At 34.4% G+C, this 25,852-nt stretch carries 20 protein-coding genes; 5 read left to right on the forward strand and 15 right to left on the reverse strand.

Going from position 1 to position 25,852, the window contains the following annotated elements; translation table 11 throughout:
• Positions 1-199 precede the first annotated feature (199 nt).
• The 7 genes from R9X47_RS15165 to R9X47_RS15195 all read right to left on the reverse strand — a co-directional run bounded on the left by R9X47_RS15165 (position 200) and on the right by R9X47_RS15195 (position 8,731).
• The gene (locus tag R9X47_RS15165) at positions 200-1,165 is read right to left on the reverse strand and encodes an ABC transporter ATP-binding protein (RefSeq protein WP_432661896.1); all 966 of its coding nucleotides are present in this window, start codon (positions 1,163-1,165) and stop codon (positions 200-202) included.
• 8 nt (positions 1,166-1,173) lie between these two features.
• Positions 1,174-2,148: an ABC transporter ATP-binding protein gene (locus R9X47_RS15170; RefSeq protein ID WP_432661897.1), complete on the reverse strand. Its 975-nt coding sequence runs from the start codon at positions 2,146-2,148 to the stop codon at positions 1,174-1,176.
• A gap of 21 nt (positions 2,149-2,169) precedes the next feature.
• Positions 2,170-3,054 (reverse strand): ABC transporter permease, encoded by an 885-nt coding sequence (locus R9X47_RS15175; protein ID WP_432661898.1) that lies wholly within the window; start codon positions 3,052-3,054, stop codon positions 2,170-2,172.
• Between the two features lie 17 nt (positions 3,055-3,071).
• Positions 3,072-4,001 carry a nickel ABC transporter permease gene (nikB, locus tag R9X47_RS15180; protein ID WP_432661899.1) on the reverse strand — a complete coding sequence of 310 codons (930 nt, stop codon included), beginning with the start codon at positions 3,999-4,001 and terminating at the stop codon, positions 3,072-3,074.
• An 83-nt stretch (positions 4,002-4,084) separates the two neighbouring features.
• Entirely contained in the window at positions 4,085-5,644 is a 1,560-nt protein-coding gene (locus R9X47_RS15185; RefSeq protein WP_432661900.1) for an ABC transporter substrate-binding protein, read from the reverse strand.
• 98 nt (positions 5,645-5,742) lie between these two features.
• Complete coding sequence (locus R9X47_RS15190; protein WP_432661901.1) at positions 5,743-6,807, reverse strand: M20 family metallopeptidase; 1,065 nt, start codon at positions 6,805-6,807, stop codon at positions 5,743-5,745.
• A gap of 1 nt (position 6,808) precedes the next feature.
• Complete coding sequence (locus tag R9X47_RS15195) at positions 6,809-8,731, reverse strand: alpha/beta hydrolase family protein (protein WP_432661902.1); 1,923 nt, start codon at positions 8,729-8,731, stop codon at positions 6,809-6,811.
• A gap of 158 nt (positions 8,732-8,889) precedes the next feature.
• On the opposite strand from R9X47_RS15195, the gene R9X47_RS15200 reads away from it, so the two are divergent.
• The 3 genes from R9X47_RS15200 (at position 8,890) to R9X47_RS15210 (ending at position 14,719) form a co-directional block, all read left to right on the forward strand.
• A complete protein-coding gene (locus R9X47_RS15200; RefSeq protein ID WP_432661903.1) occupies positions 8,890-10,956 on the forward strand; it encodes a sigma-54 interaction domain-containing protein in 2,067 nt (688 codons plus the stop codon).
• 326 nt (positions 10,957-11,282) lie between these two features.
• Positions 11,283-12,467 (forward strand): alanine racemase, encoded by a 1,185-nt coding sequence (alr, locus tag R9X47_RS15205; RefSeq protein ID WP_432661904.1) that lies wholly within the window; start codon positions 11,283-11,285, stop codon positions 12,465-12,467.
• Between the two features lie 842 nt (positions 12,468-13,309).
• Positions 13,310-14,719 carry an APC family permease gene (locus tag R9X47_RS15210; protein ID WP_432661905.1) on the forward strand — a complete coding sequence of 470 codons (1,410 nt, stop codon included), beginning with the start codon at positions 13,310-13,312 and terminating at the stop codon, positions 14,717-14,719.
• Positions 14,720-14,815: 96 nt separating this feature from the next.
• On the opposite strand, the gene R9X47_RS15215 is transcribed toward R9X47_RS15210, so the two are convergent.
• Genes R9X47_RS15215 through R9X47_RS15225 form a run of 3 tightly spaced genes read right to left on the reverse strand, consistent with a single transcriptional unit; the run spans position 14,816 to position 17,481 of the window.
• Complete coding sequence (locus R9X47_RS15215) at positions 14,816-16,432, reverse strand: sigma-54 interaction domain-containing protein (RefSeq protein ID WP_432661906.1); 1,617 nt, start codon at positions 16,430-16,432, stop codon at positions 14,816-14,818.
• Between the two features lie 53 nt (positions 16,433-16,485).
• The gene (locus R9X47_RS15220) at positions 16,486-17,112 is read right to left on the reverse strand and encodes a CatB-related O-acetyltransferase (RefSeq protein ID WP_432661907.1); all 627 of its coding nucleotides are present in this window, start codon (positions 17,110-17,112) and stop codon (positions 16,486-16,488) included.
• Positions 17,113-17,124: 12 nt separating this feature from the next.
• The gene (locus tag R9X47_RS15225) at positions 17,125-17,481 is read right to left on the reverse strand and encodes a winged helix-turn-helix transcriptional regulator (RefSeq protein WP_432661908.1); all 357 of its coding nucleotides are present in this window, start codon (positions 17,479-17,481) and stop codon (positions 17,125-17,127) included.
• Positions 17,482-17,687: 206 nt separating this feature from the next.
• On the opposite strand from R9X47_RS15225, the gene R9X47_RS15230 reads away from it, so the two are divergent.
• Positions 17,688-18,329 (forward strand): lactate utilization protein, encoded by a 642-nt coding sequence (locus R9X47_RS15230; protein WP_432661909.1) that lies wholly within the window; start codon positions 17,688-17,690, stop codon positions 18,327-18,329.
• 79 nt (positions 18,330-18,408) lie between these two features.
• Here R9X47_RS15230 and R9X47_RS15235 read toward each other — a convergent pair whose 3' ends face one another.
• A complete protein-coding gene (locus tag R9X47_RS15235) occupies positions 18,409-18,765 on the reverse strand; it encodes an arsenate reductase family protein (RefSeq protein WP_432661910.1) in 357 nt (118 codons plus the stop codon).
• Positions 18,766-19,039: 274 nt separating this feature from the next.
• Between R9X47_RS15235 and R9X47_RS15240 the strand changes: the two genes are divergently transcribed.
• Positions 19,040-20,152, forward strand: a complete 1,113-nt coding sequence (locus tag R9X47_RS15240) for a tRNA-queuosine alpha-mannosyltransferase domain-containing protein (protein ID WP_432661911.1) — start codon at positions 19,040-19,042, stop codon at positions 20,150-20,152.
• A gap of 218 nt (positions 20,153-20,370) precedes the next feature.
• Here the strand turns inward: R9X47_RS15240 and R9X47_RS15245 are convergent, their stop codons facing one another.
• The 4 genes from R9X47_RS15245 to R9X47_RS15260 all read right to left on the reverse strand — a co-directional run bounded on the left by R9X47_RS15245 (position 20,371) and on the right by R9X47_RS15260 (position 25,846).
• A complete protein-coding gene (locus tag R9X47_RS15245) occupies positions 20,371-21,378 on the reverse strand; it encodes a GIY-YIG nuclease family protein (RefSeq protein ID WP_432661912.1) in 1,008 nt (335 codons plus the stop codon).
• 83 nt (positions 21,379-21,461) lie between these two features.
• On the reverse strand, positions 21,462-21,908 hold the full coding sequence (locus R9X47_RS15250) for a GNAT family N-acetyltransferase (protein WP_432661913.1): 447 nt from the start codon (positions 21,906-21,908) through the stop codon (positions 21,462-21,464).
• Positions 21,909-21,923: 15 nt separating this feature from the next.
• Positions 21,924-22,388 (reverse strand): MarR family winged helix-turn-helix transcriptional regulator, encoded by a 465-nt coding sequence (locus tag R9X47_RS15255; RefSeq protein WP_432661914.1) that lies wholly within the window; start codon positions 22,386-22,388, stop codon positions 21,924-21,926.
• A 371-nt stretch (positions 22,389-22,759) separates the two neighbouring features.
• Positions 22,760-25,846 carry an efflux RND transporter permease subunit gene (locus R9X47_RS15260; RefSeq protein WP_432661915.1) on the reverse strand — a complete coding sequence of 1,029 codons (3,087 nt, stop codon included), beginning with the start codon at positions 25,844-25,846 and terminating at the stop codon, positions 22,760-22,762.
• Positions 25,847-25,852 lie beyond the last annotated feature (6 nt).

The following is a 25,852-nucleotide window of genomic DNA, read 5'->3' on the forward strand; positions in this document are numbered from 1 at the left end:
GAATTAAACTAGCCCCTTTAAACTATTTTTTATATATATGGAGTTCTTAGTGAAACTTAATTTATACATATGAAAGTATCCAATACTTCTAGGGATCTTTGACATGTATAAATTAAAGTTTTCACTGAAATCTCTATAATAGAACCCTAGACAATCTTAAAGATAAGATATCTAGAGTTCTTTTTTTATTTCAATATTTTTAACTTAAATTATTTGCAAAATGACAGGCAACATAATGGCCCGGCTCGATTTCATTTAGGCTTGGAGTTTCTCTTAGGCAGATATCTTTACAATATCTACATCTTCCACTAAATCTACATCCAGGAGGCGGATTTACTGGACTCGGTACATCGCCTTCTAGAATAATCCTATCCCTTTCTATGTCCACCTTAGGTATCGGAATAGCCGAAAGCAGCGCCTGCGAATATGGATGTAGAGGATTTATAAATATTGTCTTGTAATCTGTAAGTTCTACAATCTTACCAAGGTACATAACGGCTATACGGTCGCTTACATGTTTTACTACACTTAGGTTGTGGGCTATGAAGAGATATGTCAGACCTAATTCCTTTTGAAGATTTCTCATAAGATTTAAAACCTGGGCTTGTATACATACGTCTAGAGCCGATACCGGTTCATCCTGTACTATAAATTCTGGATTCAAAGCTAGAGCACGGGCAATACCTACTCTCTGCCTTCTCCCTCCATCTAGTTCATGGGGATATGAGTTTATAAGTCTTTGAGATATACCCACTATTTCCATCAATTCATTTATACGTTTATTTAGATCAGCGCTATTTGAATACACTTTATTTACATTGAGTGGTTCAGCAATAATATCCGATACACTCAGTCTAGGATTCAAACATGAATAAGGATCTTGGAATACAATCTGGGCATTCTTTCTGAACTCTTTCATTCGAGATTTATTGTACTTTAAAATATTATCCCCTTTATAAAGTACTTCCCCACCTGTTGCTTCAAGCAGCCTTATAATAAGTCTTCCAGTAGTAGATTTCCCACATCCTGACTCTCCTACTAGACCCAATGTTTCACCTTTATTTATAAAAAAATCTATATCATCAACAGCATGTAAAAGGCCCTTTTTAGTCTTAAAGTATTTCTTAAGACCCTTTACCTCTATTAGTTTTTCTCCTATCTTCATTTCTTCACCTACTTTCCATCTTCATATAAAAAACATGCCACATAATGTTCAGGTTCTACTTCTATCATTTCAGGCTTATGAGTCGTGCACTTTTCGCAAGCCTTTTCACATCTAGGATGGAAAGTACATCCACTTGGCAAATTTGTTGGATCTGGTGGAAGTCCTTTTATTACGTTGAGCTGCTCACTCTCATCATCTAAGTCAGGAATTGAATTAAATAAGCCTAGTGTATAGGGATGCTTAGGATTATTGTATAAATCTCTTATTTTTGCATACTCAACAATATTACCTGCATACATAATAGCTACCTTATCACATATCTCTGCTACTACACCTAAATCATGGGTAATTAAAATCATTGATGTTTGATACTCTTTTTTTAAGTCCTTCATAAGCTCAAGAACCTGCGCCTGTATAGTTACATCCAGAGCCGTCGTTGGTTCATCGGCTATTATAAGCTTAGGATTACATGCAAGTGCTATTGCAATAACCACCCTCTGCTTCATTCCACCACTGAACTGATGGGGAAAATCTATGGCTCTTTCCTTTCGAATACCTACTTTTTCAAGCATCTCTCCTGCAAGCTCTAGTGCCTCTTTTTTATTAACTTTTTGGTGCAAACTTATCATTTCAGCAATTTGTTCACCAACAGTCATAAGTGGATTTAAAGAAGTCATAGGGTCTTGGAAAATCATAGCTATCTTCCCACCACGAACATCTCTCATCTCATCCTCTGTCTTTTCTAATAAATTTTCTCCTTCTAGATAGATTTCTCCACTTGTAATTTTGCCCGGTGGATTAGGTACAAGTCTCATAACTCCTAATGCTGTGGTAGTCTTTCCTGCTCCTGTTTCACCAACGAAGCCTAGGGTCTCACCCTTACCGACATGTAGATTTAGTCCTTCAACAGCATGAACAACTCCACTATCTGTACTATATTCTATAGAAAGATTTTTTATATCTAATAGTCTATTTTCCTTCATTTCATCACACTCCTGTATAGACTAGTTTTTAAGTTTCGGATCAAGGGCATCTCTTAGTCCATCCCCTAGGAAATTAAGTGCTAATATCGTTACCATAATAGCTAGTCCAGGGAATAATGTCATATATGCGTTATCTCTAATATATCCTCTACCACCGGAAAGCATTGCTCCCCATTCTGGTTCAGGCGGCTGTATTCCTAAACCTATAAAGCTTAGTCCAGCGGCTGTTAGTATTGCAAAGGCAACACCTAATGTAGCCTGTACTATAAGTGGAGCGAGACAGTTAGGTATGATATGTTTAAAAATAATCCTTAAGTCTCCTGAACCTACAGATTTTGAAGCTTCTATATATTCCATTCCCCTTATAGTAAGTACCGATGCCCTAACCAGACGTGCATATCCAGGTATAGATGAAATACCTACGGCAATCATTAAGTTGAAAAGTCCCGGTCCTAGGGTTGCTGCTATTGAAATAGCTAGTAGTATAGACGGTATAGATAAAAGGACATCCATGACACGCATAATTATATTATCAATATGTCCTCCATAATATCCAGCTATAGCTCCTAGAAATCCTCCTGCTAGAACAGAAATACTTACGGCTATAAATCCTACCTTTAACGAAATTTGAGAACCATACACAATTCTACTAAAGATATCTCTTCCAAATTCGTCTGTACCAAAAATGTGATCCTTTGAGGGAGGTTGAAAAGTTTTTTCTAAGTTTTGATCGTCATATCCATAAGGAGCTACTACACTGGCCAAAGCTGCAACCAATATAAGCACTACTATTATGGCTAAGCCTAACATGGCCATTTTATTCTTTTTCAGTCTTCTAAAAACTTCACTAGAGTTGCTTTTTCTTTTTTTAGGAACTGTTTCATTTACTGTGGTTTTTGTACTCATTCTAAATCCTCCCTTCTCTATTTATACTGAGCCTTAATTCTAGGATCTACATATGCATAAAGTAAATCGACTAACAAGTTTACAAAACTACATGCTAAGGCAATGTATAATACGCCAGCCTGTACAATCGGATAGTCTCTCATTTTTATAGACTCTACCATTAATCTTCCTACACCCGGTATTGAGAAAATAACCTCTGTTAATACGGCTCCTCCTAGTAGATATCCAAACTGAACTCCAGCAACAGTTATAATAGGAATTAGTGCATTTCTAAGTGCATGTTTTCCGATTACTATGCTTTCTTTTTGTCCCTTAGCTCTAGCTGTTCTAACGAAATCCTGTCTAACTACCTCAAGCATACTTGAACGTGTCATTCTAGTAATAATAGCCACGGCTTGGGCTGCTAGGGTAATTGATGGAAGGATCATATGTTTTATGCTGTAGAATCCTGAGGATGGAAGCCACCCAAGACGTACAGAAAAGAATAAAATCAGAAGTATTCCCAGCCAGAATACCGGCATAGATATCCCTACCAGAGCAAAAAGCATCACAGTTGAATCAAATATTGAATATTGCTTTATGGCGGATATGATTCCAAATGGAATACCAATTATAATTGCAACTACCATCGATAATGCCGCTAACTTTAAAGTTGTGGGAAATACGTTCATAATTTCACCAACAACGGATCTTTTAGTAATGTAAGATCTTCCTAAGTCTTGATGAACAACTGCTTTGTATACATATCTCCCAAATTGAACTAAGAACGGATCATTTAAACCCATATCTTCTCTTAATTTATCTACGGCTTCCTGTGGTGCTTGTTCTCCAAGAGCCATTCGAGCTGGATCTCCCGGCGTGAAATGAAGCATGGTAAAGACAACGAAGGTTACGCCGATTATAACAGGTAACAATAGTGCTATTCTTTTTAAAATGTACTTGTGCATCAAGTCACCTCCTGTTTGATAAGAACTAAATTGAAATAACAAGGATAAGAGCACAGTGTTTCATGCTCTTATCTAGCTTTTATTTATTCTTCGATATAAGTATTGTAAAGAATGTGGTATCCCATTGGGCTTGGCTTAAATCCTTTAATACCCTTTCTAGTTGCAGCAGTCTCTTCTCCGTTATATAAGAAAACCCATGGATTTTCATCATATAGTTTTTGTTGGATGTCATAGTATAGCTGCTCTCTTTCTTTAGAGTCATCCATTACTCTACCTTGGTCAAGCATCTTATCCATTTCTTCATTGCCATAATATGCAAAGTTGTTGCTTCCTTTTTGCGATGAATGGAAAAGAGCATAAAGTCCCATATCTGGGTCTGGAGCAGACATAGTCCATCCTACTATAAACATTTCTTGTTCAGACTTCTTAAGCCCTTCTAGGTATGCACTCCATTCAAGAACCTTGATTTCAGCATTGATACCTATTTCTTTTAATTGGTTTTGGATAATTGTTGCCATGTCTATTCTTTCTTTTCTATCGTTTGTCCAGATTTGAGTATCAAATCCATTTTCATATCCAGCTTCTGCTAATAATTTTTTAGCCTCTTCAACATTTTTCTTTTTAACTGTTAAGTTTTTATTGAAATATTTTGCTCCTGGTCCTATCGGTCCAACAGCAGCTTTACCGATACCTCTAAATGCAGATTTTGTTATTGCTTCAACATTTAATGCTAGATTAATAGCTTGACGTACCTTTACATTGTCAAATGGTGCCTTTTCACAGTTAAATCCTAGATATTGTGTATTTAGGTTTACACTTCTTAATAGGTTCAGATCTGGGTTTTCGTCTACACGTGGTACATCGTTAGGTACGATCATATAAGAAATATCTACTCCGCCACTTTCAAGCTCAATAGTTCTACTAGTAGCTTCAGGTATAGCACGTAAAACGATTTCTTTAAATTGAGGCTTTATTTCTCTATGGTCATCAAATCTTTCTAATACAATATTGTCTCCCTTTGCCCAGCTCTTAAATTTATATGGGCCTGTACCAACTGGATTCATTCCATAATCATCACCGGCTTCTGTAACTGCCTTCTCATTAAGAATAACTCCTCCACCTACATGAGTTAAGTACGTAAGAAAAACAGAAAAAGGTCTCTTAAGTTTAATAATGATTGTATGATCATCTACAACTTCAAATCCATTTGGATCTATTTCCTTTACTACGTGTGTAACAGCACTACCTTCTTTAGTTATAGCTCTTTCAAAACTAAACTTTACATCGCTAGCCTTAAGCTCTTCTCCATTATGGAACTTAACGCCCTTCTTCAAATAGAACTTATAAGTTACATCATCAATTCTTTCCCACTTTTCAGCAAGTTGTCCTACTAGCTCATTGTTTTCATCAAGTGTAAGTAGGTTCTCATAAATCTGTATCATTACACTAGATGAAGGAATATCGTTTGTAACATGTGGATCTAAAGTTTTTGCATCATATGCAGTAGCTACAGTTAATGTTTGTTGCTTTTCACTGGCTGCATCCTTTGTACCTGCTCCCTCTTCTTTTCCTCCACATCCAGTTAGTGAAGTGATTAGTAAAGCAAATACAACAGCAAGACATAGCATTTTCCTTTTAAACATTAATACTCCTCCTTTTTTTTAACTAGCTTCAGTCACTTATCGGTACCCAAAGCTATGAATCTCTATATCATAAAGGAAACAAAATGTTCCTTTACAAACTAATTAAAACTCATAATAAATTGCTCTATAATTCTTTGAAGATCGAGCATAGATTGAATGTCGACGTATTCTCCATCGCTATGCCAAAAGGCTCCAGATGGTCCCAGCTCTACTGCAGGTATATTGTACTTAGAGAAAAATCTTATATCGGAAGATCCATGTTGGCCACATATCTCCACCTCATCTGTAGCTGTAACCTCTTTTACCATTTCCATCAATTGATTGATATAGGGATGGTCAGGGGATGTGTTAACACTTGATCCAATAAATTTCACCTCAACCTCACCATCAACAGCATCCTTAATCTGTCTAATAATTTCATTAGGATCTAGATGCGGTACAAATCGAATATCTAGTCCTATTACACATTTGTCTGGAACGTTGTTATAAACCTCTCCACCCTCAATAATAGCTAGATTGACAGAAGATCCATTATAAAATTTAGACTTTTCCATCATAAAAGGTAGTTCCAGTACTTTCTCATATTCCTTAACGGCCTTAAGGATAGCATTTTTTCCTTCCCAGGGTCTGCTTCCATGGGCTGATTTTCCATCTACTGCAATATCTACTCTTAAGAATCCCTTAGCCTTAAGACTTAACCCTAAAAAGGTAGGCTCTGTACAGATAACAAAGTCACCTACATACCCATTTTCCACTAAATATTGACTGCAATGGGCGCCTCCATCTTCCTCATCAGAAACCAGTTGCAGCATAACTTTGCAGGGAATATCTTGCTTACTAAGTTTAATAACACTACTCATCATAGCAGCACATCCTGCCTTCATATCAGCGCTACCTCGCCCATATAGCTTGCCATCCTTTTCATAGGGTTCAAAATACTCTTTTTTTCCAGGAACTACATCTAGATGGCCATTAAGTACAAGAGTTTTATCACCTTTCCCTATTTCACATACATAACTTTTATATCCCTTATTGTCTATGATCTTTCCAACAACTCCATTTTTCTCTAAGACGTCCTTAGCATGCTCTATTGCTTCATTTGCTCCACTTATGGTAGAAGAGTCTATTCTTATAAGATCCTTCAACAGTTCTATCGTATCCATTCTAACGCTCCTTCTTTAGATGCTCATCAAACCATTTGATTATTTCATCATATCTTTTAATTTTACTCATTGGTTTACCCGCTCTAGGCAATGAATGACTTTCTTTCTCAAATATACAGATCTTTGCTTTCACCCCAAAGTATCTGATGGCACTATACATCTGAAAGGATTCTGTGTAATGACACCTATGATCATTCTTACCATGTATAAAGAGTGTAGGAGTCTTTACCCTATCGGCATAGGTTAATGGTGATTCTTCTATAAAGGTTTTCATATTATTCCACGGATTGCTATCCTCCATATAGTTAGGGGTATATTGATAACCTATATCCGATGTAGAAAAAGTACTTATCAAGTTGCTAATTCCTCTTTCGGAAACCGCAGCTCCAAATCTTGTTGTTTGTCCAATGATATAGTTAGTCATATATCCACCATAGGAGCCGCCCATAACGCCTAGATTATTCTCATCTATTTCTTGGTACTTCTCTAGTACTTTGTCTGTAAATATCATGAGGTCCTCGTAGGCATAGGATGAGAAGTTTCCTCTAATATCAGCAAATTCATTTCCTTTTCCATCACTTCCACGGGGATTACAGAAAAATACGAAGTATCCTTTAGCAGCTAAAATTTGTATTTCATGAGCGTATATATCAGTAAAAATCATCTTAGGGCCACCATGGATATTTAAAACTCCTGGGTATTTTTCACCCTTACGGTAATCTACAGGCTTGACAATCCAACCGTCTATTTTTGTACCATCTTCCTTCTCCACAGCCATATATTCAGGGCTACTAATTATACGATTTTCTAAAAGCCAATCGTTAAAGCCCGTAAGTTTAGTTTCTTTATCGTCCTTTAGATAGTAGATTTCTTGAAGGCCATCCCCTCTCATGCCAATAAATAGGATGAAACCATTTCCAACAGCATAGGAATCTATAGTTCCTGACTCCCTAGAAAGCTTAGTTATAACTCCATCTTTATTTATTTTATAAATACAAGATCCTTTTTCTTCGATAATGAGAAAGTATAATTCATTGTTATATACACAAACATCCCTTGACTTACAAAATTTAGCATCCGTCACAACGGCTTTCTCTTCATTACTTTTATCAAAACCACTTGTAAGTCTGATCTGTTTTTTACTTACTATATCAATAAGATAAATTTCTTGATTTTCATTTCTACCGGCGGTTTTTAGATCGGTTCCTGTAAAAATTACTGTATTTGAATCTAAAATTTCTACATAGGATATCTTTAAAGTATTTTCACTCGAAATTAGCTCGTGCTTCTTAGATTCAATATCTAACAGATATATGCTTGATTTGATTTTCTTATATCCGTCTATGTCATAGCCAATAAAAACGACTTTGCTTTGTTCCCTATTAATACTAATATCATCTATGTGAAGGTTTTCCTGAGTGACAGCTTCTATTCTCTGACTTTTCATGTCATATTCATAAAGCCTTTCCCTATTGTCCGAAAAAAGGTCTCTGCCTTCACAGTAAAATGGTAACTCACTACCTTCAAGTACATTTTCTGTTCTTGATATCAGAGAGAAGGTACTAGTAAAAAGCAACTTATCTTTAATAAGGAAGAAGCGATTGATATCCATACCGATGGATAATAGTTCTGTGGCTTCATCCGTATCTAGATTATATTCATAGAAAGTGCTTCTTCCATTTTCCCTCACAAGATATGTTAAAGACTGTTTATTCCAAACAAAATCTTTTATTTCACCTTCTATATTTAATCTTTTCATATTTTGACTATCAAAGCGGCTAATCCATAATTCTCTACAGTAATCGTTTTTTTCAATGCAGGCCTTATTAACCATAAAGGCTGCTATTTTTTCGTCTTCATTCATCTTAAGATTGGTAAGAATATGATTTTCTAAAAAATCATCTCTCATGATTTTGCCTTTCATATACCTCCTCCTTTTTTCTACGGATATCAGTCCTTTATGCAAAATAAGTGCCAACTTGTTTGAAAATTTATAATCTCATGATAGATAGTTTTTAATTTCCCTTTACTTGCAATACAAAAAACTGTATGATTATATCAAAAATATCAAGGAGTAGAAAAATGAAAAGTTTAGCAATAGTTACAGACTCGATATTAAAAGAAGCAGTAGAACGACCAGTAGGTCGTACACTTAAACAGAACATAAAGGACGTGTTTGGAGATTATTTAGTGGTCAATAACTATTACATAGACTTAATAGGTGAAAATGATAGAATTGAAGAAGATATTGTACTTACTATGGCTAGTAATCGTGCTATAAAGATTAGTAAGCATGTAAAAAATCCACAAAATATTATTGTGGCAGAAAGAACTTTTCTAGAAAGCAACATATATAAATTGTTCTCTATCCCTCCTAATTCAGATGTTCTGCTTGTAAACGATGACATTGAAACAGTATTAGATGTAGTAACTACCCTATACAAAATTGGAATAAAACATTTAAATCTAGTTCCCTATGAAAAAGGTAAAGATTATAGAAATATTAATATTGCCATAACCCCTTCCGAGTGCGAATTAGTCCCTAATTACATTGAGAATGTCATTGACATAGGAACTAGAGTAATAGACGTTTCCACCATGCTCCTTATACTTAACAAACTGAATATAAACGAAAAAATCATACATCAAAATCTATACAATTATTTTGAAAAAATAATAAGTAGAAATATTGGAATAAAAGAAAACTACAAGGATCTCGTCATTCGAACAGATGAATTAGACTGCCTATTAGACCTGTCCAATGATGGTATTTTGCTAACTAGTGAAAATGGTGAGGTCATTTTATATAATAAAACCTTTAAAGAAATGTTTAACATTCATGATGACTTTAGAGGACAGTACATACATGATGTCATTAAGGATATAGATTTTGTAAAGTATTATTCCTGTAAGCAATATGATGACTTGATTATATATAAAAATAGACATATTAATTTACACAAAACAGATATCATTCATTTCAATAAAAAAAGTAAAATGTATTTCAATTTTCAAGAGATCACTTATATAAAAAAATTAGAGCAAAATCTTAGTCAAAAGCTTAGACAAAAGGGACAGGTGGCCAAATATACCTTTGACGATATTATTACACAGTCAGATAATATGCTAGAAATAATAGAGATGGGTAAAAAGATTGCAAAAACAGACTTAACCGTTCTAATAACGGGAGATAGCGGTACTGGTAAGGAAGTACTGGCCCAAGCAATACACAATGATTCAAAAAGGTCAAAACAGCCCTTCGTTGCATTTAACTGTGCAGCCATGCCTGAAAGTCTATTGGAAAGTGAATTGTTTGGATATGCTAGCGGTGCATTCACAGGGGCTTTAAAGGAGGGAAAGAAGGGACTTTTTGAACAAGCAAACAATGGAACAATCTTCTTGGATGAAATAGGAGACATGCCTCTACATCTTCAAACAAAGCTTCTAAGGGTATTACAAGAAAGACAAATCATGCCAATCGGCTCTCATAACATTATAGATATTGATGTTAGGGTCATTGCAGCTACCCATAGAAATTTGATGGATATGGTTGATAATGGTAGCTTTAGAAAGGATTTATTTTATAGGATCAACGTCTTTCCTATCCATCTTCCATCATTAAGAAAAAGAAAAAAAGATGTCCTTCTGTTGTTAAAAAAGTTTACAAATCGAGATCTCTTCTTTACCAAGGAATGTAAGAAGGTACTTACCGATTACACGTGGCCCGGCAATATCAGGGAGCTGATGAATATAGCTTCCTATATAGGTATAATGGAGGATGACAGTGCAGTTACAATAAATAACCTTCCCCATTATTTATTAAATTCACCAAACCAAAATACCGACAATTCTTTGGATTCTTATCAATCAAACCTAAGAATTATCAATGAAAAGACCGATATTGACACCTTGATACTCGTTCTAGACGCAATTAAATTTTTGAACACTATTAAGAAATCATCTGGTAGAAAACATATTATAAATGTTCTAGATGAAAAAGGCCTTTATATGTCCGAAAATAAGCTTAGAAAATTTCTAGAAATTTTAAAAGAAACGGAAATGGTAATAGCCAAAACTGGAAGAATCGGACATATTATCACAGAAAAAGGTGACCAATTCTTGGAAAAATATCATGCAAACTTGGAATAGGTGATAAAACAGGTTAGTAAAACGGGTTCAATCCACCCTATTTTACCACCTGTTTTATTTTTCTCTAGCCATTTCAAAAGTCAAATCCTACTTTAAAATTCATACCCACTTACCTAATACTTCTACCTTTAATTTTATTAAAAAAATATTATATCACTGTACTCCATTTATTTCGAACCATTGAATCCTATAATTTTATTCACGCTTTGTAAATCTTGGTATAGTATTTGCAGACGTGTATTAAGCAAAGTCTTTGATGAAGATTCTCAAAGTAGACTTTTTTGAAATACATAACGGAAATTATAAAAAAATAAAGGAGTACTGCAATGAATGTTTATGGACCTGCATGGGCAGAAATTGATTTAGACGCAATAGCATATAATGTACATCAAATCAAAGAATTTGTTTCTAATAATAAAAAAAATACTGAAATATTGGCTGTGGTAAAGGCCGATGGATATGGTCATGGAGCTGTAGAGGTTGCTAAAACTATGGAGGAAAATGGTATAGATAAGTTTGGTGTTGCCACCGTTTATGAGGGAATTGAACTCAGAAAGGCAGGAATAAAAAAATCTATACTTGTTCTATCATATACTCCTGAAATTTTCGTTAGAGAAGCCCTCGAAAATAATTTAACCTTAACAATATATAGCATCCCTATGGCAAAGCATATAGAACTAATGGGTAAAGAGCTAGGAGTTTTACCTCGGGTCCACATAAAAATAGATACTGGAATGAGTAGACTTGGTTTTCTTCCTCAAGAAGAAACAATCGATAAAATCAAAACTATTGTAAACTTATCCTTAGATGTAGAAGGAATCTTTTCACACTTTGCTAAGGCAGACTCTAAGGATAAAACCCCTACACACAAGCAAGCAGAAAAGTTTATATGGATTCTTTCTAAGCTTGAAGAAAATGGTATCAATATAAGAGTTAAGCATATCTGTAACAGCGCCGCCATGATGGAACTTCCTGAATATTACTTTGATATGGTCAGGGCTGGTGGGATACTATATGGACACTGCTGTCTTCTAGGATATTTGGACAAGTCTCCAATACCTGTTAAGCAGGCCCTCAGTATAAGAGCCGTTATTTCAAATATTAATGAATATGGCTCAGGAACAGGAGTTAGCTATGGCTGGTTATATATCACAGACAGGAAGCAAAAAATAGCTAGTATTTGTATAGGCTATACCGATGGCATAAATAGAAAGAATTCCAATCATGCCGAATTCCTATTCAAAGGAAAGAAGATCAAACAGATAGGCCTTATCTGCATGGATCAGATGATGGTAGATGTCACAGATATAGCTGATATAAAGATTGGTGATGTCATAACTCTGCTTGGTAGAGATGGCGATGATGTAATCACCCTAGAAGAAAGGGCTGACTCCGCTTCAATAGGTAAGTCCGAGCTTCTCGCAGGAATAGGAAGAAGACTGCCAAAGGTTTATATCAAAAACACCGAAAAGTTTAAAATAATAAATTATCTGATCAATGAACATGCTTAACAAAACTTGTTAACTTCAAAATAGCCCCTTTTAAACAATTTATATATATCATTTGAACCTTAGATAATCTTATAATAAGATATCCTAGGTTCCTTTTTTTATCGACTTTTATTCTACTACTCCATAAGTACAAAACTCAGTCATAATTGAATTATTCAAGTCAATTGTGACTTATATTCTAAGTTAAACATATCTAGCTTAACCCACCTTATCAAGAATTATATACCCTTCTAATATCAAACTAAGATTCAGTGAATTAAGAGATAACAAATCGATAAAAGAAATTAAAGAAAATCAAGCCAAGTCATAAATGACTTAACACTCTAAAGACAACCCCGTAATACTTACGTATAATTCATAGAAGAATAGATTTATAAGACATTTACAAAACCCCTCACAAGTAGTATTTTAGACCCTTTCACTATTCTAAAAGCAAGTCATTTCTGAAATGATTTTGACTACTCCCAAGGATTAAAATTGAGCTCATTCTTGGCATAGCAATTGCTCTTTATATAGCAGTAACTTCATAAAACAACAGATTGGAGGTCAGTATTTTAGATAGTAACTAAGTAGAACATAGTAAATAGCTTCTATGTAGTCTATAGAAATTCCAGTCAAAACTTTAATTTATACATATCAGAAATCCCCAGAAGCATCGGATATTTTGATATATATAAATTAAGATTTACTTGGAACTCTCTATAGGGATTCAAGTAGAGACTTTAATTTATACATATCCAAAACTCCCAGAAACACTGAGTATTTGTACACGTATAAATTAAGTTCTACTATAGGAACCCTATATAATTAAGAATTTATTTAATGAAGGTGGGTTATTGTATATGTCAAAAGATATGGAACTAAATCAATCACTAAAACCATCCAATGTTTTTGCTATAGCAGTTGGAAGTATTATTGGTTTTGCATGTTTTGTTTTGCCCGATGATTGGATTAAAGAAGCTGGTCCTATGGGTGTAGCAATTGCATTTGCACTAGGTGCAATCATGATGATCTTTATCGGGAAGGGATATGGATATATGATTGATAAATTTCCCGTAGCAGGAGGAGCCTTTGCATTTGCATATAAAGGTTTTGGACGAATCCATGCCTATGTTTGTGGATGGATGTTAACATTAGGCTATTTGAGCGTTGTATCATTAAATGCAACTGCACTACCTATATTGGCGAGATTTATTATGCCTAGCCTATTAACTAAAGGATATTTATATTCTGTAGCAGGCTCAGATATATATTTAGGTGAGATTAGCATCTCTATTTTAGCTATTTTAATTTTTGCCTTTTTAAACTATCGTGGTTCAGAAATAATGGGTAAAATTCAATTTATAATGGTTGCCCTATTATTCATTTCAGTTGTATTATTAGCAGTTGGAGCATTTTTAAAGCCTGGTGCTTCAATAGAAAATTTAAATCCATTATTCGCTCCGGGTAAAACTTTTTCTGCTTCTATTTTAGCTGTTTTAGCGATTGCACCTATGGCCTATGTAGGTTTTGATACTATACCACATGCAGCCGAAGAGTTTGATTTTTCTCCAAGCATGGCATTTAAGCTTATTGTTTTATCTGTTGTAAGTGGAGGTGTTATATATATTGTCGTTGAACTCTCTACAGCCATGCCTTATCCATGGCTAGAATTAATAGGCAGTAATCCTGTATGGGCTACTGGTACTGCCATGAAATCATCTATGGGCAACATCGGTGTTTTAATCCTAGTAACTGGAGTAACTATGGGAATTTTTACTGGCATGAATGGGTTCTATATGGCCACAAGTAGACTCTTACTTAGCATGGCACGGGCTAAGGTTTTGCCCGGTTGGTTTGCAAAGGTGCATCCCGTATATAAGACTCCTACCAATGGAATTATATTTACAATGGTATTCGCATTGATTCTACCTTTGTTTGGAAGAGTTGCTCTCCTTTGGATTGTTGATATGTGTGGTCTTGGTACTGCAATCAGCTTCTTTTATACCTGCTTTACAGCATACTTAATGGTTCGTAAAAATAGAAATGAACGCTCAGAATCGATATTCCATTTGTTGGGCTCATTTTTCTCAATCGTTTTTATTATATTACTTTGTCTACCTGGAAGCCCAGCCTTTATGGCTTTGGAGTCATGGATTTGTTTGATTTTATGGGTTATTATTGGGTTTGCTTTCTATCTTGTAAAGGCTAAGGAATATAGATCTGTACCAAAGAATGTACTTGATAATCTTATTTTGGGCATAAAAGAGTGATCTAGAAGCCATTTAAAACTTAATAAATAGATTTTGCCCCTATTTTAAACATAATACTAAGTGTTCAAAATAGGGGTTATTAAATTCCTATAAAGATTATCCAAGCTGTTCATTTAGATAACGTCGTATTTTCCTACTAGCTTTACTTTGAGAAATCCCTAGGGCACTAGCAACTTTATAGGAACTTCCAAGTTCCTTATATGCCTTTAGAATCAATTCTTTTTCAAGAGTTTCTATTGCTAGGTCCAATGGGATTAGTTTATCAAAACCTATGTTAAATTGTGAATCACCGTTTTCATGAAAATATCTAGGTAAATGTGAAGGCTCTATTAATGTATCCGATACTGTAACTACTAATTGTTCTATTATGTGCTGAAGTTCACGTATATTTCCTTTCCAAGTATAGTTTTCTAGTAATTTAATACATTCCTCAGAAATAGTGTGACAAAAATTGTATTGCTTATCGAATTTATTCAGGAAGAAATATATTAAGGCTCTTATATCTTCCGGTCGTTCTCTTAATGATGGAACCTCTATTTCAACTACTTTTAATCTGTAATATAAATCTTCTCTAAATTTCTTTTCTTTTACAAGTTTCTTTAAGTCACGATTGGTGGCTGATATTATTCTAACATCTATCTTTTGTGGTTTTACCTCACCTATAGGAGTAAAGTGGCGTTCTTGTATAAGCTCAAGAAACTTTGCTTGAAGATTTGAATGTAGTTCTCCAATCTCGTCTAAAAACAAGGTCCCACCATCGGCCAGTTCCACTAAACCTGTCTTTCCACTCTTTTTTGCTCCTGTAAAGGCTCCGGGCGAATATCCAAAAAGTTCTGATTCAAGTAAGTGTTCAGGAATTGTAGCACAATTAATAGTTATGAAGGGCTTATCTCGTCGCTTACTCATTTGATGAATGTGTTTTGCAATATGACTTTTCCCCGTTCCAGATTCCCCTAATATCAAGACAGTTGAATCCACATTTGCTATTCTTTCAATAAATTTCATTAATTCCTTCAATTTGTCGCTATTATAGATTATATCATTACTGGTTCCCAGCTCTTTTTCTCTCAATAAGGTAATTTCTTTCTTATACTTTTTCACTAGTTTTTTTGTTTCATCTAGGTTTTTTCTAATATTTTCTAACTCAGTGATATCTCTGGAGTTTTCTACAATTATTTCGATATTTCCTTCATTATCAAAAACGGGTGTCGCTGTAATAGTCAGCTTTTTACCTATTTTTGTTTCTTGCTCTATTGTAATCTGCTTTTTATGCTTAATAACTAAAGGTATTGGAGATTCACCACAGAGACCAATATCACTTATGTACCATGATTTTTTCCCAATTATTTGGGATCTTTCCATACCATAATGTTTTTCAAAGGCTTTATTACAGTAAATTGAGATCCCTTTCCCATCGGTCACAAAAATCTCATCATGGGAATGGTCTAATATTTTTTTGTAAAAGTGCTTATCATAGTCTAATGAGTTTTTAAGGAAATAAATATATTTTATATTTTCTGTGGCTTGATTATTTGCCTCTAATTCAATTTTTTCAACACTAAAATTTAGTTCAGATAGATCTAGAATAGAATTTATATCTTTATTTAGTAGTTCGCATTGCAATATAGTTTGAGCTGATCTGTTATAATCAACAATCTTACCTTCGGAGTTGACTAATAATAACCCTATTGTAGAATTGACATCATTATACAACTATGTGTCCTCCTTTGATGGTAGTATTTCATTTGCCTATAGATTGATTAGTCTTATCCTCTCAAGCTCTCATACAGCACTTTTATATTACTGCTAGTAATTACAGGCATATATTCCTTAATCCTTTCAATGTCCCAGTTCCACCACTGGATTTCTAAAAGCATATCTATCTCTTCCTCCGTAAATCTTTTCTTAATAACCTTTGCTGGATTTCCAGCCACAACAGTATATGGCTCTACATCCTTTGTGACTATTGATCTAGATCCAATTATCGCTCCATCTCCAATTTTAACCCCTGGCATAATAATGGCCTCCGTTCCAATCCACACATCATTTCCTACAACAGTGTCTCCAGAAAATTTTAGCCCTTCTCTAGGATTTCCAGCTTTAAACTCATCAAAATAATAAAATGGAAAGGTACTAATCCAGTCCTGTCTATGACCTTGATTTCCAGCCATTAAAAAAGATACTCCAGAAGCAATTGAGCAGAACTTTCCTATTATCAATTTATCGACATCATCTCTCTCTGGATGAAGGTATCTTACACAAAGGTCTTCAAAATCCTTATCATGATAATAGCCGGAATAATAGGTATAATCTCCAACTATAATATTTTTACTTTTTATTCTGTCCTTTATGAAATGACTTACAGTCCAATCTTCAAATACTTTATTTTCCATAATCTCACCCCATTATTCATCCATATATTGTTTACCCCATTCACATATCCCTGTTAAAATATCCTCCAAGGATCTTCCTCTCTCCGTCAAACTATATTCCACCTTAGGGGGAATAGTTGCATAGGCCTTTCTTTCAATAAGCCCATCCATTTCTAAATTTTTTAACTCCTGAGAAAGAATCTTATGACTTATGTTTGGGATAGATCTTTTTAGCTGACCATATCTAATTACTTGATCTTTTATTATATGCCATAATACTATAGCCCTCCATTTTCCGCCGATTACTGTCATGGCAAAGCCTATGGAACATTGAAAATCCTTCTGTCTCTTTTCTTGTTCGGGGAATTCTCCTTTTGCTTTCTTATCCATTTTTAAACTCCTTTACTTTCAAAATGGTTAGTATCTGAGCAAAATGTGCGTACTTACATAGTAATTACAATTATTCTATAATTATATTATATACACATACATTTACTCAATAAAACTATGAATGCTAATTTTTAAGTTTAAATTTTTTAATGTGTCTACAGTAGAATTACTTAAAAAGAATTTATTATGTAAGGAGATGAAATTTAGTGGATAAAAATGTAGAGTGGGTTATTGATAAGCGTATTACAAGAACTATGGAAAGCCTTAAAAAGAATAATATGGATGCATATTATGTAAAGGATGAGAAGTCTTTAATCCAGAAAATCGGTGAGCTTATTAGCGATGGAGATATCGTATCAGTAGGTGGCTCAATGACTCTTTTTGAAACTGGAGTTATTGATATGCTTCGTAGTGGAAAATACAATTTCTTAGACAGATATAGCCCTGGACTCGCTAAAGAAGACATTAAGGAAATTTATAGAAAGAGCTTTAGCGCCGATGTATATTTTGCAAGTAGCAACGCATTAACCGAAGCAGGTGAACTATACAACGTTGATGGAACTGGTAACAGAGTTGCTACCATGATTTATGGACCAGATAGTGTTATAGTAATTGTTGGCGTTAATAAAATAGTAAGGGACGTAGATGAAGCTATAGAAAGAAACAAACGAATGGCAGCACCGGCAAATGCTAAAAGGCTAGATAGAAAGACTCCTTGTGCTAGCCTAGGTTATTGTACGGATTGCGATAGTCCCGATAGAATCTGCAACAATTATACCTTGATAAGAAGACAGGGACAACAAGGGAGAATAAAGGTTATAATTGTAGGAAAAAGCTTTGGTTATTAAGTTTTTATATATTGAGAAAGCTCTGTTCCATCTATTTCTAAGGAACAGAGCTCAAAACCTTTCTAAAACAATACACAGCCTATTTTAAGTTTCCTTCCCATTCGCCTTCCTTAAAGCCTATTAAAACCAGCTTGTCCTTTACCAGTATCGGACGCTTTACAAGCATACCATTGGATGACAGTAACTCTAATAACTTCTCATCCGGTGCTGTTTTCACCACATCCTTTAGCTGCATTTCCCTGTATAGCTTCCCACTGGTATTGAAAAACTTTGTAAGGGGTATATTCTCTTCACTGCTCCATTTTTTCAGTTCTTCCTTAGTAGGATTATCTTCAACTATAAATCTTTCAGAATAGTCTATTCCCTTTTCATCCAGCCATTTCTTCGCCTTCCTACAGGTACTGCATTTTGGATAGTATATAAATAAATTTTTCATTCTAAATCGCCTCTCTATATAATTTTTTCATAATTTATACAGTGATTAATATACCCTAAATTTATAATGGTAAACTTTTTTAGGTATTACATTAGAAAAAACATGGGCATATTTTTCTCTTAAGTATGTTAAAATAAACCTTTAGAGTACGAAAACTATCTATAGAGATTCCAGTCAAAACTTTAATTTATACACATCAAAACTCCCCAGAAACATCGGATATTTTGATATGTATAAATTAAGATTTACTTGGAACTCTATCTAGGAGGAAGCAATGAGTAAAAACATACTAATAGTTGAACCCTTTTTCTCAGGTTCCCATGCGACCTGGGCAAAACAATATAAAGAATACAGTTCTCATAATATAAAGATATTAAGTATGAAGGGAAAGTTTTGGAAATGGAGAATGTACGGAGGAGCCGTGACACTTGCTAATGAATTTTTAGCTTTAGATTTTGATCCTGATATTATCTTAGCTACGGATATGCTGGATCTAACTACATTTATCTCTCTCATTAGAAAAAATCTAAAACCCTCGGTTCCTATAGCAACATATTTCCACGAAAACCAACTGGCCTATCCTTGGAAGGAAGATAGCAAGGATAAAAAACTCCAGAGAGACATTAATTATGGATTCATGAATTATACCACTGCCTTAGCTTCTGATAAGGTGTTCTTTAATTCCTATCATAATATGAATTCATTTTATGGAGAATTAGAAAAATTGCTTAAAAAAATGCCTGATTATAGGCATACAGGTGTGGTTGATTCTCTTTATGAAAAGTCACAGGTCCTTCCTATCGGAATGAACTTAGAAAAGATTCATCAGGGAGATAGTAATATATATACAGAGGATCTGCCTCTAATCCTATGGAATCACAGGTGGGAATTTGATAAAAATCCAGATGATTTCTTCGAGGCCCTTTTCAAATTAAAGGATGAAGGCCTAAGATTTAGAGTAGCTGCCCTTGGAGAAGCCTATAAAAATTGTCCTGAGATATTTAAAAAGGCTGAAAAAATTCTTGGTGAAGACATTGTAAAAACTGGCTACCTAAGTGGTAAAGAGTATTTTTCATGGCTTCTAGCTTCTGACATTTTGCCCGTAACCTCTTATCATGATTTCTTTGGTATAAGTGTGATGGAAGCAGTTTATAGCGGCTGTTATCCTATTCTGCCTAAGCGCTTAACCTATCCCGATCTTTATAAAATCGATGAGAACCCCGAATTGTTTTATGATGATTTTGATGGATTAGTTGATAGCCTTAGATTTGCTATATCTAATATAGATCAGATAAGAGAAAAAAACTATCAAGAACTGGCATCACCCTATGACTGGCATCAGTTAATAAGTCATTACGATGATGCAATAGGTAACCTAACAATATAAGTTGTGCGTTCACTTAACTTAACAAAGGAAAGTAGGCTCTGAGGTTTCCTTTTGAGCGATTTCAATCAACCTTTTTCTCCCTCAAAATCTTACAGAAAAATAGGTTGATTGCATGAGCCAAAAGGATTCTCAGAGCCTACTTGAGTACATATAACTTTGCAAGCGCACACTTCTAAAAAAGTGACTACAGCCTTTAATCGTTTTTTCTACGTCAAATCCTAATTAATTTCCATAATATCATTTATGAAATTATCTACTTCGTAATCACCGTTTAAAAATAATATTGCCTTTGAAGTACGGTCTTGAATTTCCGTATTAATTATATATTTAAAATCCAGATCTCTTTTCTCGTTTTTAATATCCACTATCCGATTCTCTAGTTCTTTAGCTTGTACAACAAATTCTTCAATTGCTTTCCTAGTTACCTCTTTATACTTCCTCTTTAACATGATACTACCATCTGAAATATAAAAGATCTTATATCCATCCTCGATCTTTTCTCCCATTAATAGATTTCTTTCATTTAGATGATTAATTTTCTTTGTATCATAATCATATAAATATTTTATATAATAGTGTATATCCCTATAGGTTGAAGCCCTTTCAAATTGTAATTCCATAGCTGCTTCAGTCATCTTATTCTCTATCTGAGTTAAGAATTCTAACATGTATTCTTTCCTAGTGAATATCTCTACTAAGCTTTCCCTATTCCTTTTAAATACATCTTCCTTCATGGCCTGTGGTAAAACCTTGTAGTCAAATTCATAGGTATCTCCAGATTTTATTATTGGATATATATTTTCAAAGACTTTAATAGCTTCTGGAAGCATGTTTTTACTTCTATAGGGTCCAAAGCAATTTTCACCATCTCTATCTCGGACTACTTTAATAGGTTTAAACCTACTGGATTCCTCTATTTTCAAATATATATATTTCTCATGATTTTTAAACTGAGCGTTATATATGGGTTTTAACTTCTTTATGAGGGCACATTCAAGTATTTGAGCCTCTAAATGGGTATCCGTGACAATAAAATCTATATCATCTATATGAAATACCATTCTCTCAATCTTCTTCCACTTGTGCTGAGTATTAAAATAGGATCTCACTCTAGACTTTAGACTCTTACTTTTCCCAATATATATGATATTTCCATAGACATCCTTCATTTGATAAATACCTGGTTTTGATGGTATGGATTTAATCTTCTCTTTTAAATCAGCCAAACTGTTTCACCCCAATGTTTAACTATTGTTTATATAAAAATTGTATAGTAAAATACCTTACTATACAATTGACCATTATCTTCCTATTTCTTTTTATATAACATTTCTACATGTGGGATATCATCCTCTAGATACATATCGGAGACTGCTTTAAATCCTAAGCTTCCATAGAAGTTTATCAAATACTCCTGGGCTGAAATCCTTATTGTATCTTCATTCAAATCACTTTCTACAAAGCTTATAGCCTTTAACATAAGCTCTCTAGCTAACCCTTTACCACGGTAATTATTATCAATTAAAACTCTTCCTATTGACGCTTCATTATAGGATATTCCTCTTCCTAAAATTCTTAAATATGCAACTACTTTATCATCTTCCATAGCAAATAAATGATATGCCTCTTTATCTTTATCATCCACATCTTGATAAATACATTCCTGTTCTATGACAAAGACTGTATTTCTTATTTTTAAAATCTCATATAGTTCTTCCAATTTTAATTCTCTAAATTTCTTTATCTCCCACTTCAATGTCCTTACCTCCTTTTATTCGGTTAAATAGCTTCGCTTATTTCCTCTTTTAACTGCCATCCAATCCTTCTCAATATTGGTCCTCATTCTTTTTAGCAAGCTACATACAAGTTCTTTCTCTTCATCGCTAAATCCGCTTAATGCTGTGTCAGCAGAAAAGTTTTCTTCTTTTCTAAGAAATGAATAAATTTCTACTGCCTTTTTTGCAGGATACAGCTCAAAGGCTCTTTTATCCTTTTCGCTATGCTTTTTAATGATATAGTCCTTTTCAACTAACTTTTTAACTGCCTTTGCTGTTCTTGTTCTATCTACCTTTAGCATATTTGATAGAGTTTCTTGATTAATTCCTGGGTTTTCACATATTCTTACTAGAAATAAATATTGTCCCTTCTCCAAGTTTACTTCTCTAAACTCAGTATCACTAATTGATTGAAAGCATCTAGCAATCATACCAATCTCTCTTAGAATTAAATAATCCATATCCTACCTCCAAATTTACTTGAAAGTTCAAGTAAATTCATCTTAACAAAGTTTTGTTGAATATTCAAGTATTTCTTTTATTTTACACTCTAAAGCGCAAAAAGAAAGAGTCAAGCAATCTATAACCTTAACTCTTTCTTAAACAATTTCCTATTTAACTTCATTAAAGAACCTATACATACTTTATATCATACTATCACTATTAGATATACTAACTTCATCCTCAATATCATGAATCTTTTCTTCAATATCACGAAGTATTATCATCAACTCAATAGCCTTTGCTATAGCTCTTTGGTCCAATTAACTCCCTCCAAGTCAGAAAGCAAAACAACTTTCTTTAAAAAGCAACTTAAATAATGATTTATCAATTATTCTTGTATCAACGGTTCGTTTTTCCTAGCCGTTCTTTTACCGCCTCTTTTCTCAATAAAGGTTTCAATCAAGCTATATATAACAGGTATTACAACCATCGTTAAGAATGTTGATACTAAAAGCCCTGACATTAGTGATACTGCCATAGGTGCAAATAAACTTCCTCCTGCAATAGCAAGTGGTAAAAGTCCCATTATAGTTGTTCCTGCACTAAGGATTATAGCATTAAATCTCTTTCCTACTGCATCTACACAAGCCTCATCTATTTCGTAGCCTTCTTTTCTTGCATCGTTTATATACTCGATAAGAAGTATACCATTTTTAACAACAAGACCTATCAACGCTATAATCCCTAGGAAGGCCGTAAGTGATAGTGGTTGATTAAATAGATATAATCCAGGTATAGCACCAATTAATGATAGCGGTATGGTCACCATTATGACAATTGGCTGAATAAAGGAGTTAAACTGAACTACTAGGATTACATATATTATAAATATAGCAAATATCGCTAGTATTCCAACTATACTAAAGTTTTCTCCTATCTGCTCTCTTTCACCATCGAAATCAATCTTTACTCCTGCTGTATTTATCTTTGGTAAAAATTCATTTTCAAATTTGTTTTCAATAAACACCGGATCTCCCGTTGGAAGATTATCGGCTTCCACGGTTATAGTCTGCTTTCTATCATACCTTTTTATAGCATCAAGCTTAGATCCAAAATCTATAGTAGCAAATTGCTTAAGGGGTATTTTATTACCCGTCATCGACGATTTTATCTCTATATTTTCAAGTTCATTAATACTCTTTATATCGCTCTTTACAAGTATGCTATATTCATTACCATCCCTTCTATACACCGAAGGTTTAGCCCCATATAGAGCTATATTAATCTGTCTTTGTACATCATACTTAGTTATCCCTAAGTTCATCGCCTTGTCTTCATCTACGTTTAATTCATATTGATATGTTCTATCCCTCATGTTATCTCTTATATTGGTAGTACCAGGGATTTCTCTTAATGCATTCTTTATCTCACTAGATACCTCAATTAAACGGTCGATGTTCTTTCCAGAAACTTTGATTACTACCTTTGATCCTGGTTTTGCCAATTGAAGTAGATTTACAGTACATTTCCCTCCAGCAATATTCTCATCAAGAAGTTTTTGTATATGCTCCGCAAATTCTTCATTTCCATTAAATCTTCTGTTTTTCTTATCCCCAAGCTCAAATTTACACACCATTTGAGCATAATCCTGGGATGGTGTTGCTGTTGGCACAGAAACATAATATTTCGGTACACCATTTCCTACCGCTACTGTATAACTTGTTATCTCTGGCTCCCCTGATAGAAGCTCTACCACTTCATCGGAAAGCCTTTCCGTTGCATCCATATCCCCCGAGATCTCTGTTTCCATTTCTATATAGAATATATTTTTATCAGCAAAGGGGAAAAACTGCGATGGAAGCATTGGCATTACAACCTGCATAACTACAACTAGAACTACAAAGACTGCTATAGTGGTTACAAGCTTCCTTTTTAATCCTAATCTTAAGGTATTCTTGAAGAACTTTCTTAAGAACCCTTCTTTCTCGCTCTTCTTTTTACTCTTTTTGAAGAATACTGCTGACATAGCTGGTGTTATAAACATAGCAACTACATATGCAGCAATTATTGATATTATCAATACCTGCGGTATCGCCCCTAAAAACTCTCCAGCTGCTCCCGGGAGCCCTAAAAGTGGTGAAAAGGCCGCAACAGTCGTAAGTGTGGCCGTAAATATAGGGACAGCTGACATGCTTGTTCCCTTAAAGGCAGCCTCACTCCTTGACTCTCCTTTATCTATCCTCACTTGAATAGTGTCACTTATAACTATGGCATTATCCACTAGAACCCCAAGGGCTACTATCAGTGCCGTTAAGGACATTTGGTGTATATATATGCCCGATAGGTACATCACTCCAAAAGTGATAAGTATCGATAGTGGTATAGCCGCAGAAACTACTACTGCGTTTCTAAGTCCCATACCTAAAAATACTACCACAACAACAAAGATTACACCTTCAATTAGGTTTATCATAAAGTCATTTACTGACTTACTTACATCGTCGGGCTGATATATAACTTCCTCCACTATAAGGTCTTTTGGAAGACTAGCTTTTACTTCATCAAGGGCCTTTCTAACATCCTTACCTACTATAACTACGTTTTTACCCTCTTGGAAGTAGCCCGTTAAAAGAACTGCATTTTTACTATTTTGCTTATATTTTTCTACACCTTCCTCAAGCCCCATATATACATCTGCAACATCAGAAAGTCTTGTAACAACTCCCGTCTGAGGCGATACCCCTATAATAGTGTTTCTTATATCATCTAATGATGTATATATTCCAGGAGTCTTTACCTTTATCTTTCCACTTGCTGTTTCTATGTCTCCAGATGGTATCTCAATATTTTGAGCTTGAAGTATATTATATAAATCCTCTAGAGATACTCCAAGCTGATTTAATCTTGCCGTATCAATATCGACCTTTACTTCCTTATCAAGCTCACCTTCAATATCAAACTTTGATATTCCAGGAATATCAGCTAGATTATCCTTAAACTGCTCTCCAAAGGACGCTAGCTGCTCGTAGCTGTAGTTATCCCCTGATAAGCTTATTATAATTCCTGCCGTTGAAATTAAGTCCGTATCTATTTGACTATCCATCGCACCACTTGGTAGTTCACTCTTTGCATCGGCCACGGCATTTCTTACATCCTGCATTGCCTTATCTGCATCTACATTGTTTTCAAAGGCAACCATTACAATAGATAGACCTTCCTTAGATGTTGAATCGGTATAGTCGTATCCATCTAATTCGTAAAGTTCATCCTCTATCTTCTCTGTCACTAAATCATTAACATCCTTAGCCGACGCTCCTGGGTATGGAGTTATAATTAAAGCAATGGGAAATGATACATCGGGGCTCTCCTGTCTAGGTAAAACATAGTAAGCATAGGCTCCTAAAAAAGCAATTATTATAGCTAGAAATAGGGTAACTTTTCTTTTATCTATTAGTATCTTTATTAGATTATTCATTTGAGC

Origin of the sequence: Wukongibacter baidiensis, from assembly GCF_050888315.1 — a bacterium.
In the GTDB taxonomy this organism is placed as follows: domain Bacteria; phylum Bacillota; class Clostridia; order Peptostreptococcales; family Caminicellaceae; genus Wukongibacter; species Wukongibacter baidiensis.